The following is a 14,614-nucleotide window of genomic DNA, read 5'->3' on the forward strand; positions in this document are numbered from 1 at the left end:
GCGGGCGGTGACCCGTCTCAACGAGGTCTGATCGGTCCCACCGGAGTCCGACCGCCTGGGAATCGCCTCATCGGAGGTCGACGTCGCAGGTCAGATAGGGTTCCGGCGTGATCGAGGACCTGCCTTCCGACGTTGCCGTGGCCGACGGGATGCTGCTCGCCGGCTACTTCGTCACAGCGCCCGAGCGGCTCGCGGGCTCGGGCCTACCCCGGACGGCACGGCTGGTCACGGCATCCGAGTGCCTGAGCGACCGGCTTTCGCAGGACGGTGCCTGGTTCGCCACCGTGCGGGAGGCGTTGGCGGCCTGCCTGCTGTTCCAACTGCCCGCGCAGGCACGCTTGTACGCCCTGCTGGTGCCCTCCGAGCATGCCGGCGGATTCGTCGCCGACATCCACGCGGCCGGGACGGACGAGCCGGTGCTGCTCGCCCACCTCAACGGTCGTGGCGGAGGCGAGCCGGCCCGGAAGGTGGCCGAGCACGGGCACGAACTCGGCTGGGAGGTTCTCGGCTACGACTACGGACTGCTCCACAGCTGGCTCTGCAACGACCTGTACGACGACGGTGTGCTCAGTCTCGGCGTGGGCACCAACGACCACGGCCTCCTGCCCGACCGGGAAGCCGCCGAGCGCGTCGCCGCCTGGGCCAACGCGCGTGGCGACACCAAACCAGTCACCTGGTTCCCCGGCGCCCTGATCGAGTGGGACACCCCGATCGAGAGCCGCCCCGGCCCCGCCACCACCGGGACGGAGCCTTCTGCTCCCCAGCCCTGGTGGCGCCGGATCCTCCAGCTCCAGGTGTACTGACCGCGGAGCCTGACGGGGCCGGGATCCGTCCCACCGGACGTTGACCGCGGGCGGAACCGGGGTGTCGGGGGTTTCGGGGGTGGCGGCTAAGGTGCCCGGTCGTGGAAGCTGATGATCTTGATTACCGGACCCGGACCCAGTCGGGCTGCATCCCTGCGTCGCTGGTGACCAGGCTTCTGGAGCTCGGCCACGAGCGGGAAGTGGAGGCCCAGGCCGCTCACGGGGAATGGTTCTGCGCGCTGGCCTGGGCACGGCTGCTCGGCGACCGACGGCAGCACGAGCAGGCACTGGACGTGCTTGACCCGTATGTCGCGACGGGCTGGTGGCCGGCCGCCCGGGCCCGGGCCGAGCTGCTCGAAGGCTGGGGCAGGGCGCCGGAGGCGATCGAGCTGTCCCGCCCCTACGCCCAGGCCGGCGACCGGACGGTCCTGGACTTCTTCGCACGTCTGCTGGCCCGCCACGGCCGGGCCACCGAGGCGCTCGCACTGCTGCGACCCGGGATCGAGGACTGGCTCGTCGCCAAGGCCCTGGTCGACGTCGCCGAAGCCGCAGGCCAGGACGACGAGGTGGCGGCGCTGCTGGAAACCCGGATCGAGGCCGCGGTCCCGGCCTGTGACGACCCCGACTGCCGCCGGCTGCGCCTGGAGCCGTCCAACGCCTTCGACCTGCTCGCCACCGTCCGGGAACGGCAAGGCCGTGTCGATGAGGCGATCACCCTGCTGCGCCGCCGGGAGAGTACGTCGGTCAACGGCCGGGACGCACTGGCCGACCTGCTGGCCAGGCACGGACGGATCGAGGAACTGCGCGCGTACGCCGGCTCCGAGTACCACGGGCACGCCGCGCAGAGCCTGGCCGAGGTCCTGGAGGCACGCGGCGATGTGGAGGGAGCGATCGCCGCCTACCGGACCTTCGCCGAAAGGCCCCACGGCATGGGGCGCGTAGGCCACCTCCTGTCCCGGCTCCTGGTCCGGCACGGCCGCGTCGACGAGGCGATCGCGGAACTGCGCGCCCTGGCGGACTCCCCGGACGGCGCGGACGCCTGCGTCGTCGACGCCCTGTGCACCCTGTACACCGAGCACGGCCGCGCCCAGGAGGCGCTGGCCTACCTCGACACCCTCAAGGAGCGGCGGGACGGTGAGGAGGAGTGGGAGTTCTCCCAGATACGGCTGCCGCTCATGGCCGCCTGCGGCCTGCTCCACGAGGCGATCGAGCAGGCTCGGGCGCACCCCGAAGGCGGCACCTGGTACGCGGCCTGGTCCCTCTCGCACCTGCTTGCCGGGGCCGGCCGCACGGAGGAAGCCGTCGCCGTCCTCGAACAGCACCCCGGGTCCAACAACACCGTCCTGGCCCACCACCTCATCGACCTCGGCCGCATCGACGAAGCCGTCGCCCTCCTCCAGGTCCGGCGAAGCGTCGCCCCGGCCCCCGCCCCCTGGGACGGCGCCTACTCCGACGAGCCACCGTTCTGACACCGATCCGTACCCGCTCCTGCTGATGGAGGTCGCGCTCACAGTCCGTCGGCCGCCGTCCCGGGGCGGCCCCCTCGGGCAGCGGCCGGCCCCGTGTCTCGGGCCGGTTCAGCTCAGCACCTCCAGCTCCGGCCAGTCGTCGCCGGGCCGGTCGAGGAAGCCGGTGGGCCGCCCCGTCAGGTACCGCGCGAAGAAGGCGGCGACGGCGGTGCGCTGGGCGGCCAGGGAGCGCCGGGGGTCGACGGTGCCGATGAGCGCGGCCGCGTCGGGGACCGGGAGGCGGCGGACGAGCTGGGGCAGGAGGACCTGGAGGTCGGTGTACGAGCCGTGGGCGGCGTCGCGCAGCCGCAGCGCGTGCCGGGGGCCGGTGGATGCCGTCCAGCAGGAGGCCCAGCTCGGTTCGGTGCGCAGGGTCTTGGTGCCGGAGGCCATCAGCAGGAAGGGTTTGGCGAGGCCGCTGTCGGCGACGGGTCCCAGGAGGGCGCCGTCGAGGTCGGCCGCCGCGCGGACGCGGGGCTCGTCGTGGGCGAGCTGGGCGGCGACGGAGCCGCCGAGGGACTGCCCGAGCACGCCGGTCCTGGCCGGGTCGGCGGCTTCGGCGAGCCCGTCCGGGAGCGGGTCGCCGCCGGTGCCGGTGCCGGTGGCGGGACGGTCCCCGCGGGCGAGCCGGTCGAGTGCGTCGAGGACGAAGCGGGCGTCGGCGAGGCGGGCCCGGGAGTGCCCGGCGAGGAGGGCGGCGATGACCTCCGGGGTGAGGTCGTCGGGGAGGGGGAGGGCGCGTTCGACCCGGCCGCCGGGGAACTCGACCTGTTCGGCCTCGTACGTGGAGTCGAGGGCGACGACGAGGTGGCCGCGGCTCGCCAGCTCCTCGACCAGGGTGGTGCCCAGGGCGCGCGAGCCGCCGTCGCCGGAGGAGAACAGCACCACGGGCAGTCGGCCGGCGCGGCGGGCGACGGGCGCGCCGGTGCGGGCGTGGGTCCTGATCCCCCGCCAGTTCACGGCGCCGGCGGGGACACCGAGGGCCGGTGCGGAGTGCGCGTCCCAGTCGGCCGCCGCGGCCGGGGACAGCCAGGGGGCCGTCGGGTGCCCGGCGCCGGGTTCCGCCGGGTACCAGAGGCCGGCCATGAGCTCCCGGTAGGGCTTGGCGGGCAGGAGGGGGTCGGGGCGGCTGTCGTCGACCAGGTGCAGCGCGACGGTGCCCACGGGCCAGGGCCCGGTGGGCGCGGGCAGCCGCAGCGGGACGGGGGTGCCGGGGGCGTCGGGGGCGTGCGCGGGACCGCGGCCCCCGGCGGGGGCGGCGGCCACGGTGGCGAGCGCGGCGGCGCCGAGCGTGCCGAGCATGCCCAGCAGGGCGCGGCGGGTCGGTGGCATGGGCGGGCTCCTCGGGCGGTGCGGCTGCGGGGTCGTCACCAGCGTTCCGCCGCCGGGGGTGCGAGGCGCCCTGCCGGGGGACGATCCCGCCGGTGGGCGCGGGTCGCCCCGGGGCGCGTCCGCTCCTCCGCGCGGAGGAGCCCCCGGTGTCCCGCAGGAGCCCCCGGTCTCCGCCGGAGGGCGGACGCCTTCGCGGGCGCGGGGACCCTACCGTGGGGCTCCGGCGAGGACGCCGCACGACACGGACGCGAGGACGTACACACGATGACCGGGACCGGTGCGGTACGGACGGGCCCGCCGGGCGCCCTCGCCCGGCTGCCGGGGCGGGTGCCGCCCCTGGTGGCGGACGCCGGGCTCGCGGCGGCCCTGTTCCTGGTGACGTTCGGGCCGGGGCGGGTGGCGGACGGTACGGGCTTCGCGCTGCAGACCGCTCTGGTGCTGCCGTTGGTGTGGCGGCGGCGGGCGCCCCGGGCCGCGTTCGGGGCGATCGCCGCCGCGGCGCTCGCGCAGTGGCTGCTGGGTGTCCAGCTGCCGGCCGACGCGGCGTTGCTGGTCGCCCTCGGGACGGTCACCGCGCGGGCGCCGTACCGGTCGGCGTGGGCGGCGGCTCTGGTGGCGGCGGCCGGGGCGGTGCTGGCGGCGGCGCGCTGGGCGCCCGAGGGCCGCTTCCTCGCCTCGGCCGCCGCGATGACGGCGGCGGTCGCCGCGAGCGCGCTGCTCGGGGCGAACGCCCGGGTCCGGCGGGCCGCGCGGGCGGAGCGGCTGGCGCGGCTGGAACGGGACCGCGACGAGCGGGAGCGCCGGGCGGTGGAGGAGGAACGCGCCCGGATCGCGCGGGAGTTGCACGACAGCGTGACGCACGGCCTGTCGGTGGTGGTGGCGCTGGCGGACGCGCTCGGGCACGCGCGGCCGGCCGACGCCTGCGCCGTGACGGCCCGGATCGCGGAGACCGGGCGGCAGGCGCTGACCGACATGCGGCGGGCGCTGGACCTGCTCCAGGACGCCGGTCCCGACGCCGGTTTCGGCGCGGGCCCCGGGGACGACCGGCGGTCGCCGCCGGGGATCGGGCAACTCACGGCGCTGTGCGAGCGGATGCAGGCGGCGGGCCTGGTGACCCGGCTGAGGGTGGACGGCGAGGTGGCCGGGGTGCCGGCCGCAGCGCAGCTGACGGTGCACCGGCTCGTCCAGGAGTCGCTGACCAACGCGCTGCGCCACGCGCCGCAGGGGGCGCGCGCCGAGGTGCGGGTGTCCTGCGCGCCGGGGGCGGTCACGGTCGAGGTGACCGACGACGGGCGGGCCGCCGGGACCGGGCACCCCGCGTCCGCCGGATCCACCGGATCCGGGCGGGGTCTGACGGGGATGCGGGAGCGCGCCGCGGCCTTCGGCGGGGTGCTGGAGGCGGGCCCGCGGCCCGGCGGCGGCTGGCGGGTCTTCGTACGGCTGGATCCCGGGGGCGTGCCGTGAGCGTCCGGGTGCTGCTGGTGGACGACGAGGAACTGCTGCGCCTGGCGTTCGGCATGATTCTGCGCGCGGAGCCGGACATGGAGCCGGTGGGGGAGGCGGCCGACGGGGCGACGGCGGTGGAGCTGGCGCGGCGGCTGCGGCCGGACGTGGTGCTGATGGACGTGCGGATGCCGGGTACCGACGGCATCGAGGCGACCCGGCGGCTGCTGCGCGAAGTGCCCGGGACGCGGGTGCTGGTGCTCACGACCTTCGACCTGGACGCGTACGCCTTCGAGGCGCTGCGGGCCGGGGCCTCCGGCTTCCTGCTGAAGAACAGCCGGCCGCAGGAGCTGCTGGGGGCGGTGCGCGACGTGGCCCGGGGGGACGCCGTGGTCTCCCCCCGGGTGACCCGGCGGCTGCTGGACCGCTTCGCGCACCGGCTCCCCGCCGCCGGGGCCGACGCTGCCGGGGAGGGCGGCGGGGGCGAAGCGGAGCGGCTGCGCGTGCTGACCGCGCGTGAGCGGGAGGTCCTGCTGGGGGTCGCCCGCGGTCTGACCAACACGGAACTCGCCGCCGCCCTCGGTCTCGCGGAGCCCACGGTGAAGAAGCATCTCGGCCGGGTCATGGCCAAGCTGGGCCTGCGGGACCGGGTGCAGGCGGTGATCTTCGCCTACGAGCGCGGGCTGGTCGGGCCGGGGTAGGCGCCGGCGGCGGCGCGCCCGGGGGAGCGTGCCGGGGAGCGTGCCGCTCAGGGGGTCAGGACGACCTTGCCGGCGGCGGTGCCGGATTCGGCGAGGCGCAGGGCCTCCGCGGCGCTGGCGAGCGGGAGCTGGGCGGCGATGCGGGCGCTGACGTCGCCGCGGCGCACGGCCGCGAAGACCTCGGTGAGGTCGGTCCGCAGCCGGGCGCGGAAGCGGTCCCCGTTCAGCGACCGGCCGGCCCAGATGTTGTAGAAGTGGGCGCGGCGGCCGTTGGGCAGGGCGTTCCAGAGCCAGGTGCGGGCGAGGATCTTCAGGACGGGCCACTGCTTGGAGCCGGTGTCGTCGCGGGTGGAGGCGCTGCCGTACGCGACGAGGGTGCCGCCGGGGGCGAGCAGGTGCCAGGAGTCGACGACGCTGCGGCCGCCGACGTGGTCGAAGACGGCGTCCACCCCGCCGGGGGCCAGCTCCCCGACCCGCTCCGGCACGTCGCCGGCGCGGTAGTCGACCGGCGTGACACCCAGCGCCCGCAGCTCGTCGTGGTGCCGGGCGGAGGCGGTGCCGATCACCTCGGCGCCCGCGGCGCGGGCGAGCTGGGCCAGGACCGACCCCACGCCGCCGGAGGCGCCGTGCACCAGGACGGTCTGCCCGGCGCGCACCCGGGCGGTGCGGTGCAGCATCTGCCAGGCGGTGATGCCGTTGACCACGACCGTCTCGGCCTGGGCCGCGGTCAGGCCGTCGGGGACCTCGACCGCGTCCGCCGCGTCGACGACGACGTGGCTGGCCCAGCCGCCGACCTTCACCAGCGCGGCCACCCGCCGTCCGGCCAGGCCGGGGTCGACTCCCGGCCCGGTCGAGCGCACCCGTCCGACCAGGTCGTAGCCGGGCACGAACGGGAACGGCGGCTGGTCGTAGTACCGCCCGCGGCGCATCTGCTGCTCGGCGAACGAGACGCCGGTCGCCTCCATGGCGATCACGATCTGTCCCGGGCCGGGGCTCGGTACGGCGGTGTGGCGGATCTGCAGGCCTTCCGGGGCCACGATGCCCGGCAGGACGACCTGGACGAGGCGCTCGCTGGTCACGACCGCCCTCCCTTCGATAGATGTCTTCGCGTTCGTTACAAGCTATAACTTCCCCCGAGTGAGAGTCAATAACACTGGTGATAGGTTCTAACTAAACGGTCGGCGGAGGAACGGGGCGGTACCGCGCCCAGGCCCAGGAGAAGATCAAACGGCACGCCTGGCAGCAGATCGCCGGCGCCGGGGCCTGCGCCCTGTCCCGGTCCACGGCACCCCCCTGCCCGGCCACCGGGCACCCGAGGACACCACCCGGAGCGCCGCCGAGATCATGGCCGTCCTCGTCGACGCCGCACCGCCGAACCACCACCCCCCACCGCACCGCCGACACCCCTCGACACCCACCCGCACGAGCACCGCGCATGCGGGCCCGGGCCACGGCACGGACCGGTGGTGCGCTATTGCTTTCCACCGCCGTCCCCGTGTTCCCGCAGAACTCCCCGGGTTCACCCTCCGGGATGCAGGGGGCGGGCACGGTCCCTGCCGGAAGGTCTGACGGGTGTCCGTACGGGGGAGTACGACCCAATGGACTACCAGGACTGCGCGGACATCATCGAACAACTGCACGGCAGACCGCAGGGACTGTCCCGCGAGCGGCGGAAAGCCAACCTCCCCGAGTTGCTGAAAGCACTGAAAAGCCCCGAGCGCGACCTGCGCGGGATGCTGGTGGTCGGAACCAACGGCAAGGGCTCCACCTGCGCGTACGCCGTCTCGGCGGTGGTTGCCTCCGGTGCGCGGGCGGGCAGCATGCCCAGCCCGCACCTGCAGGAGCACCGGGAACGGATCCGCGTCGACGGCACCCCCACCTCGCGCGCCGAGTACGCCGCGGCGTTCGGCGAGGTTTGGCGGGCCGTCGACGCGCACGCCCTGCCCGTCCTGGCCTCCGGCCTCTACACGGCCACCGCCGCCGTCCACTTCCGCAACGCGGGGGTGTCCCTGGCCGTGGCCGAGGCGAGCATCGGCGGCAACTCGGCCGCCGCCGCGGAACTCGGACTCGACATCAAGGTCGTCACCGGCATCGGGCTCGACCACGTCGCACTGCTCGGGAACTCGATCGCCGAGATCACCCGCGCCAAGGTCACCGTGGCCCAGCGCGGCGACCACGTGCTGCTGGGACGACTGTGCCCCGAAGCGGCCACCGCCGCGCAGGAAGCCCTGGAGGAGCGCGCCCCCCTGTCCGTGTGGCGCATCGGCCACGAGATCGACTACAGCGTCCGCACGGTCGCGGGCGACCACCGCCCCGAGGTCCTGGTCGACGTGACCACGCCCCGCGCGGTCCACCGCGACCTGCCCTGCCCGCTGCCGGGGGCCCACCAGCACCACAACCTCGCGCTCGCCGTCGCCGGGATGGACGCCATGATCGAACGCGGCCACATCCGTCCACCGGACGGCAGGCACCTGCGCGAGCGCCTGGCCGCCACCCGCTGGCCCGGACGCCTCGAACTCGTCCCCGATGCCCGGCTGGACGGCTGGAAGGGCCGGGTCCTCCTCGACGGCGCCACCAATCCGCAGGGGATCACCACCGTCGCTCCGGAGATCCTGCGCCACGCCCGCACACCGTCGCGCCCCGACCACCCGCCCGTCATCGTCTTCTCCGCGTTCGAGGAGAAGGACGTCGCCGGGATGCTCGCCCCCCTGCCCGCCCACTGGCCCCTCGTCCTCACCCGCACCCGCTCCCCGCATTCCTCCGTCCCCTCCACCCTGCGCAGCCGCCTCGACCCCGAACGCCAGCGCCGGGCCCTGACCTCCGACGACACCCGAACAGCACTGCACCGGGCCGGCGAACTGGCCGGTCCCGACGGCCTGATCATCGTCATCGGCTCGCTGCGCCTGGTCGGGGAGGCCCGTACCGAGCTCGGCCTGCCGATCGTCTGAGGAGCCGGCAGACCGGGAGCCGAGCCGGCGGCGGAGAGGCCCGGACGGACGGTCAGGGCCGCAGCCGCGTCCGGCCGCACGGGCGCCGGCCCTCGTCGCCGAGCGGGTGCCGGACGGGGCAGCGGGTCCGTGCCGGAGGAGGCCCTCAAGGCGGGCGGCCCCGGGCCGGGTGGTCGTCCGTACCGCCTGGCACGAGCCGGCCCGCCCGGCCTGGGTCCGGCGGTGACCACCGGCACGATGGCCGGGCCGGTTCGGGTGCGGGTATGCGCCGACGAGGGCTTGGCCGCGTTCATGGCCCCGTCTGTGCGCGCAGAGAATAATTCGAGTTCGCGGTCGAGAAATTAAAATTCCGGAGGACCTGTAAATTCTGCCGAAAGGTTCCGGTCTGCAACCGGCAGTATCGTGTGCTGTATCGAAGGAGTGTTTGTGAGTTCTCAGGTGAAGGCATTCGGGTTCGGCATGCCGTGGGAATCGCTGTACGGTTACAGCCAGGCCGTTCAGGTGGGTGAAACCGTATACGTGTCAGGTCAGTTGTCCCATGACCGGCATGGAGACTTCGTGGGTGCCGGCGACTTTGAACTGCAGGTTCGCACCACGCTGGAGAACCTTGACCTGGTACTGAGGCGGTTCGGGGCTGTACGGGGCCAGATCGTGGAAACCACGGTACTGGTGAGGAATCTGCGGGAGAACTTCGAAGCGGCAGCACGCCTCCACGCCGACTACTTCGGGGAGCACCGGCCGACCAGCACGGTCATGGGCATATCGGACTTGGCGCTGCCGGACCAGCTCGTGGAAATCGGTGCCCTTGTGCGTCTTGATGTGAAGCCCTGCTGAACTTGAGTGGGTGATGTCGGACCCGTTTGGCCGGCAGTGGCCGGGCCGTTCCGGTGGCTCTGGACCGTGGGATACGCGCAGGCGGCGGGTTGACCGACGCTGGGAGGGCCGCGCGGGAACGGATCCGGCTGCAGGCCGTGGAACGCTTCGAGGGTGGGCAGGGGAATCGGGAGATCGCTGCCTTGTTGCGGGTGGGCGAGCGGTCGGTGGAACGGTGGCGGCGGCAGTGGCGCGAGCGCGGCGAAGCGGGGGGCTGTCGAAGGGATCGCCGGGGCGACGAGGCTCAGAGGCGTGCAGACCGCAAGGCTGGAACGGGAGTTGGAGTGCGGACCTCTGGCCCATGGCTGGGAAGATCAGCGGTGGACGCTGGCGCCGATCAAGACGCTGATCGGTCGGCTGTTTCACGTGAGCTACACGGTGGAGGGCACCGGGCGGCCGCTGAGGCGGCACGGCTGCCTGGCAGCAGCCGACCCGGCAGGCGATCGAGCGCGACGACCAGGCGGTCGAGGTCTGGAAGAAGGATGGTCACCGGCTCGAAGGAGGCCCACGAGATCGGAAACGGCCACGGGCGCGGGCTGGGCGGCCGGGAAGAGCGCCGGGTGCGTGTTCCCCTGCGGGGAGCGGACGGTGCCCGCAGACTCGGCGGTGCCGAGCGCCGGTTGGGGCCGGTCCGGACGATGCTATGCTGCCGGGTCGTCTACGGACCGTTCGGGGGCTGGGGGAGTGGGGGCCATGGGGATAGGCGGGGTGGGGACGGGGTTCAGTGCGGACCCGGCGAAGTTGGGGGACGCGGGCGATCGGCTGATCGCGGCCGGTACGGACGTGGGCGGCGTCAAAGCGGTCCTGGACCGGTTGGACATGTCGGACCCCGCGGTCCTTGGCGAGTACGCGGGTGACGCGGCGAAGGCGTTCTGGCAGGCCTGGCAGGACGAGCTCCAGGTGAATGTCGACGCGCTCTCGGACCTCGGGGGAAAGGTGCACACCACGGCGGCCAACTACTCCGCCACGGACCACGGTGTGCGGCAGCAGTACCGGCAGGGGGCCTGACCGTGGCGGACCACGGTGCGGACCTGGCCGGCCTGCTGGCGGACAGCCAGCGCCAGTGGGCCGAGAAGCTGAAGAAAGTCATCGACGAGTCCCATGGCATGTGGGGCGCCGGCGACCTCAAGTACGCGGTCCACGATGCCCTGCGGCTGCCTGCCCCGCAGGGCGATCCGGGCAAGCTCGGCGGACTCGCCGCGGCCTACAGCACGGCGAGAAGCCAGTTGGACCAGGTCCAGATGAAGGTGGAGAAGGTCGCCTCCGAGAGCTTGCCGAACGCCTGGACCGGGCAGGTCGGCGAGAAGGCGGCCGAGGTCGTCAAGGCCTCCGCCGACGACCTGACCCGCTGTCGCGACATGCTCGGCAAGGGCGCCGGCCAGCTCACCGCGCTGGCCGGCGCCCTGAGCGAGGCGCAGGCCCTGCACGGCCGGGGCCACGCACCGCTCGCCGAGGCGCTGGCGCTGCTGCACGAGATCACCGTCGCGGGCGCGCCGGACCCGTTCCACTGGGACGACGACAAGATGCACACCGCCAAGGCGCGGGCGCAGGAGGGCATCAAGCCGATCGTCGATGCCGCGGTGAAGGCCGAGACCGCAGGTCGGGCCGCCGTCCGCGAGCTGAACGCGCTGGCGAGCAAGGCGTTGGCCGGCAGGTTCAAGAACAAGGGCCTGGGCGCCGCGGACAAGCTGGTCCTCGTCGATGCCGCTCTCGATGGCAACCAGGTGTACGGCAGCATCCTCACGGCCAACGACGTGACCCGTGCCGGCCAGGCCATGGACAGGATGAGCGAGGCCGACCGGGTCCGCTTCGACCCGCTGTTCGCCTTTCAGCTCACCACCGGCGGCCGCCCCGGCGACCCCGCCCACGACAACGGCGAGGCCGCGAAGGCGCGGTGGGGCGAGGAGACCAGGCGGGTCTACGACACCCGCGCCTGGTGGCATTTCGGCGGGGGCGGGATGTGGGAGTGGGAGTCCGACGACATCGCCGACGACGAGATCGGCAAGCACACCGGTGCGGAGTACCGCAATGTGGATCTCGGCAGCCGGGACAAGCGCCAGAGCGCGCTGACCGAGATCGAACGGGTGATCGACGATGGCAAGCCGGCCCCGGTGTCGGTCCGCGGGGACGGAGGCCACCAGATGATGATCATCGGGCACCGGGGCGACCAGCTGGAGATCTACAACCCCTGGGGCTACACCGTCTGGGTCAGCGAGGCGGACTTCGTCGACAACCACATGGGAGGCGCCTCCGACGACAGCCTCCCCAACGTCAAGAGCATCCGGCTGCCCAAATGAGGCCCCAGGTGAACACCCCACAACCCCGCAGCGACAGCCGGCTGGCGGAGCTGGACGTCGAGATCCTGCTGCGGTTCGGCCTGCCGAACCCGGGACCGCACCGCTCCACGCTGTTCGGCGACGGCGCGGTGGCCGCCGCGATCACCGCCGACCGGCTCGGCGTCATGCCGCGCGCCCTGACCTTCCTGGGCGAGGTCGTCCGCGCCGGCGGCGCCCGCTTCGCGGCCGCACCGCCCGAGCCGCTGCCCGGCCCGGCCGCCACCGCGGCCCGCGGCTGGCTGGAGGCGGCCTCCATGGTCGTACAGGGCCCGCAGGGCGACCAGTTGGTCGCCCGCTGGCTCGACGCGGTCGCCGCCCTCCTGGCACTGCGCGTCACCCACCGCGAGGCAACCCCATGAGCAGGCGGTGGCGCCGGATCCTGCTGGGGGCGACCGCGGTGCTGGCCCTGGCGGTCGCCGCCGGCGCGGTGGCGATCCACCGCAAGCCCACCGGCAAGCTTGACCACGGCACGGTGTTCACCCAGACCTCGGGCGACCTGGTGGTCAAGCCCGGTGAGCTCTTCTCGATCGACGTGTTCGGCTACCGGGGAGCGGGCGACAACTGGACCATGGCCGCCCCCGATCCCGACCCGGCCGTCGCCCGCGCCACCGGCGACGAATACGTCGCCAACGCCGGCCTCACGGACCTGCTCGGCCTCGGCGCGACCGGGAACCTCGGCACGGGCGGCCACCACTACTTCACCTTCCGCGCGCAGAACCCCGGCCGCACCACCATCACCGTCCACGTCCCCTACCGCGACGAACTCGGCGGGTCCTTCCCCGGCGGACCGGACCAGACCAAGCGCCAGTTCACCGTCGACGTCCACTGAACCGCCCGCCGGTGCGGGACGGCCCGTTCCGCGAAGCTGGACGACTACGCGGTGGGCGCGTGGATGCGCCTCCAGCGCAAGGCCGACAACCTCAATGCTTTCGGCCGGCTCGTGGGAGACCGCCGTCGCACAGTCCTCGCCGACGCCGGGTGCGACGTTGTCCTCCAAACCCGCCGCACTGAGATCGCCGACGCCGTCAACGCCCGTGGCGAGAACCCCGACTACCTGCCCTGCCACAGGCTGCCCGGCTCCGTGAAGGCAGTCACTGGGCCGGCCCTCGCGCTGGCTGGCGCCGACGGCGCCTTGCTGTCCGTCCCCTCGCAGACCCTGCGCGCCGGTGTAGCCATAAGCGCGTGCGACGGGCAGCGTCCCCGCACGCTGGAGCATGGCGGACCCGTCGGCTCGCGCCCGAATGGGCACGGGATGGTGACGTCTGCGTGGAGTCACCGTCGAGTCGGCCGACGACCTGGGGCAGCGAACTCTTCGCGGCATGGAACTGCGGACCGACTCCTGGCAGGTGGAAGCCGTCCGGGTGCGCACTTGTCGAGGGCACGGCGGTACATGATGATGTCGGCGGGGGAGTCCCGCCGACATCAGCGGGGAACACTGCCGTGAAGGGGCGGGGATGACGGTGGGGGGCTCGGGGGAGCCGTGGGGCATGGGTTTGCCTGCGAAGGACCGCTTCGAGTACTGGCGGGACATGCTGGGCAGGACTCGGGAATGCGATGCCACCAGCGCTTACGCGGACAGCTTCGAGGCGGAGCTGCGGCGGTCGGAGCTGGGGCCGGTGACGATGTTCTGGACATCGGTCCCGTCGGCCCGTTTCGTCCGCAGCGAGCGAATGGTACGGCGTTCGGACCAGCCGGACCTGTACCACCTGACGCTGCTGACCTCCGGCACCCAGGCGGCGAGGCGCGGGAAGGACCAACGGGACAGGATCGGACCCGGGGATCTCATGCTCGTGGACAACACCACTCAGTACGACGTGCGGGTCTTCGGCACCGGCCCGGGGAACGCCCGCGCGGCCGGGATGGGTGTCGACATCCCCCAGGCGATGCTGCCGGTGCCCAGCCACCTGGTGTGCGAACTGCTCGGCCGGAGGCTGCCCGCGCAGGCGGGTTCGAGCGCGCTGCTCGCGGAGTTCCTGCTCGGGCTGGACCGTCAGGCCGGTGCGCTGCGGCCGGCGGAGGCGACCCGGCTCGGGACGGTGGTGGCCGACCTGGTGGCGGCCTGGGTCGCCCAGGAACTTGAGGCCGTCCCCGTTCTGCCCCAGGAGACTCAGTGGCGAGCCCTGATGGAGAGCGTCCGCGGGTTCATCCGGCACAACCTCCACGACCCCGACCTGACCCCGGCCACGGTCGCCGCCGCACACCATGTCTCCCTCAGTCATCTGCACCACCTGTTCACCCGGCACTCCGGCGGCGAGACCGTCGCCGCCTCGATCCGCCGCCAGCGCCTGCAGCGGGCCTACCGTGACCTGGCCGATCCGGCGCTGCGCCGGGCCCCGGTCCACCTCATCGCCGCCGGCTGCGGCATACCGAGGGCGTCCGAGTTCAGCCGCGCTTTCAAGACCGCGTACGGCGTCTCCCCTCGCGAACACCGCCATCGCGCGCGGCTCGCCCAGGCCCCGACGGCAGCAGCCCCGCCGGGTTGACCGGCGGGTGCGCGGCCCTGTCGGCCGTTGAACAACTCCTGGGGGGTAGCTGTCAGTGGCAGCTCTTTCTACTCTTTCTAATTGCGCCATCGGCCGGCGGCATGGGGCGGCGTCGCCGGAAGTAACAGCTTGATGGGATCGAGATGACACCGCCTGCGGGGTGACGGTGTACACCAGCCGGTGATCG

Annotated in this window: 13 protein-coding genes and 4 pseudogenes; 15 read left to right on the forward strand and 2 right to left on the reverse strand. The window is 73.6% G+C overall.

All coding sequences use genetic code 11. From position 1 onward, the window contains the following. The first annotated feature begins 107 nt into the window (after positions 1-107). Positions 108-803: a hypothetical protein gene (locus AB0N76_RS06990; protein ID WP_363553989.1), complete on the forward strand. Its 696-nt coding sequence runs from the start codon at positions 108-110 to the stop codon at positions 801-803. A 164-nt stretch (positions 804-967) separates the two neighbouring features. After that, on the forward strand, positions 968-2,272 hold the full coding sequence (locus AB0N76_RS06995) for a hypothetical protein (RefSeq protein WP_363553991.1): 1,305 nt from the start codon (positions 968-970) through the stop codon (positions 2,270-2,272). Between the two features lie 108 nt (positions 2,273-2,380). Here the strand turns inward: AB0N76_RS06995 and AB0N76_RS07000 are convergent, their stop codons facing one another. Beyond that, complete coding sequence (locus AB0N76_RS07000) at positions 2,381-3,643, reverse strand: hydrolase (protein WP_363553993.1); 1,263 nt, start codon at positions 3,641-3,643, stop codon at positions 2,381-2,383. Between the two features lie 264 nt (positions 3,644-3,907). Between AB0N76_RS07000 and AB0N76_RS07005 the strand changes: the two genes are divergently transcribed. Both AB0N76_RS07005 and AB0N76_RS07010 read left to right on the forward strand, forming a co-directional pair. Continuing rightward, positions 3,908-5,107, forward strand: a complete 1,200-nt coding sequence (locus AB0N76_RS07005; RefSeq protein ID WP_363553995.1) for an ATP-binding protein — start codon at positions 3,908-3,910, stop codon at positions 5,105-5,107. Further along, on the forward strand, positions 5,104-5,787 hold the full coding sequence (locus tag AB0N76_RS07010; protein ID WP_363553997.1) for a response regulator transcription factor: 684 nt from the start codon (positions 5,104-5,106) through the stop codon (positions 5,785-5,787). The genes AB0N76_RS07005 and AB0N76_RS07010 overlap by 4 nt, the downstream gene beginning before the upstream one ends. Positions 5,788-5,834: 47 nt before the next feature. Here the strand turns inward: AB0N76_RS07010 and AB0N76_RS07015 are convergent, their stop codons facing one another. After that, on the reverse strand, positions 5,835-6,866 hold the full coding sequence (locus AB0N76_RS07015; RefSeq protein WP_363553999.1) for a medium chain dehydrogenase/reductase family protein: 1,032 nt from the start codon (positions 6,864-6,866) through the stop codon (positions 5,835-5,837). A gap of 143 nt (positions 6,867-7,009) precedes the next feature. Here AB0N76_RS07015 and AB0N76_RS07020 point away from each other — a divergent pair. The 11 genes and pseudogenes from AB0N76_RS07020 to AB0N76_RS07070 form a co-directional block, all read left to right on the forward strand. Next, positions 7,010-7,149, forward strand: a pseudogene (locus AB0N76_RS07020) (TetR/AcrR family transcriptional regulator); the annotation flags it as partial. A gap of 236 nt (positions 7,150-7,385) precedes the next feature. Continuing rightward, positions 7,386-8,735 (forward strand): bifunctional folylpolyglutamate synthase/dihydrofolate synthase, encoded by a 1,350-nt coding sequence (locus tag AB0N76_RS07025; RefSeq protein ID WP_363554001.1) that lies wholly within the window; start codon positions 7,386-7,388, stop codon positions 8,733-8,735. Between the two features lie 426 nt (positions 8,736-9,161). Next, positions 9,162-9,569, forward strand: coding sequence for a Rid family hydrolase (locus AB0N76_RS07030; RefSeq protein ID WP_363554003.1), 408 nt, complete (start codon positions 9,162-9,164; stop codon positions 9,567-9,569). A gap of 137 nt (positions 9,570-9,706) precedes the next feature. Further along, positions 9,707-9,760: pseudogene (locus AB0N76_RS07035) on the forward strand (hypothetical protein); the annotation flags it as partial. Between the two features lie 100 nt (positions 9,761-9,860). After that, positions 9,861-9,974: pseudogene (locus tag AB0N76_RS07040) on the forward strand (transposase); the annotation flags it as partial. 453 nt (positions 9,975-10,427) lie between these two features. Then, on the forward strand, positions 10,428-10,616 hold the full coding sequence (locus AB0N76_RS07045; protein WP_363554083.1) for a hypothetical protein: 189 nt from the start codon (positions 10,428-10,430) through the stop codon (positions 10,614-10,616). Between the two features lie 2 nt (positions 10,617-10,618). Next, complete coding sequence (locus AB0N76_RS07050) at positions 10,619-11,905, forward strand: hypothetical protein (protein ID WP_363554004.1); 1,287 nt, start codon at positions 10,619-10,621, stop codon at positions 11,903-11,905. An 8-nt stretch (positions 11,906-11,913) separates the two neighbouring features. Beyond that, a complete protein-coding gene (locus AB0N76_RS07055; protein ID WP_363554006.1) occupies positions 11,914-12,303 on the forward strand; it encodes a hypothetical protein in 390 nt (129 codons plus the stop codon). Beyond that, positions 12,300-12,773 carry a protease inhibitor I42 family protein gene (locus AB0N76_RS07060; RefSeq protein WP_363554008.1) on the forward strand — a complete coding sequence of 158 codons (474 nt, stop codon included), beginning with the start codon at positions 12,300-12,302 and terminating at the stop codon, positions 12,771-12,773. The genes AB0N76_RS07055 and AB0N76_RS07060 overlap by 4 nt, the downstream gene beginning before the upstream one ends. A gap of 94 nt (positions 12,774-12,867) precedes the next feature. After that, positions 12,868-13,118 (forward strand): annotated as a pseudogene (locus AB0N76_RS07065) (glycerol-3-phosphate dehydrogenase); the annotation flags it as partial. A 616-nt stretch (positions 13,119-13,734) separates the two neighbouring features. Then, positions 13,735-14,427, forward strand: a complete 693-nt coding sequence (locus AB0N76_RS07070) for an AraC family transcriptional regulator (RefSeq protein WP_363554010.1) — start codon at positions 13,735-13,737, stop codon at positions 14,425-14,427. Positions 14,428-14,614 lie beyond the last annotated feature (187 nt).

The sequence above is a fragment of the Kitasatospora sp. NPDC093806 genome (genome assembly GCF_040683335.1).
Lineage (GTDB): Bacteria > Actinomycetota > Actinomycetes > Streptomycetales > Streptomycetaceae > Kitasatospora.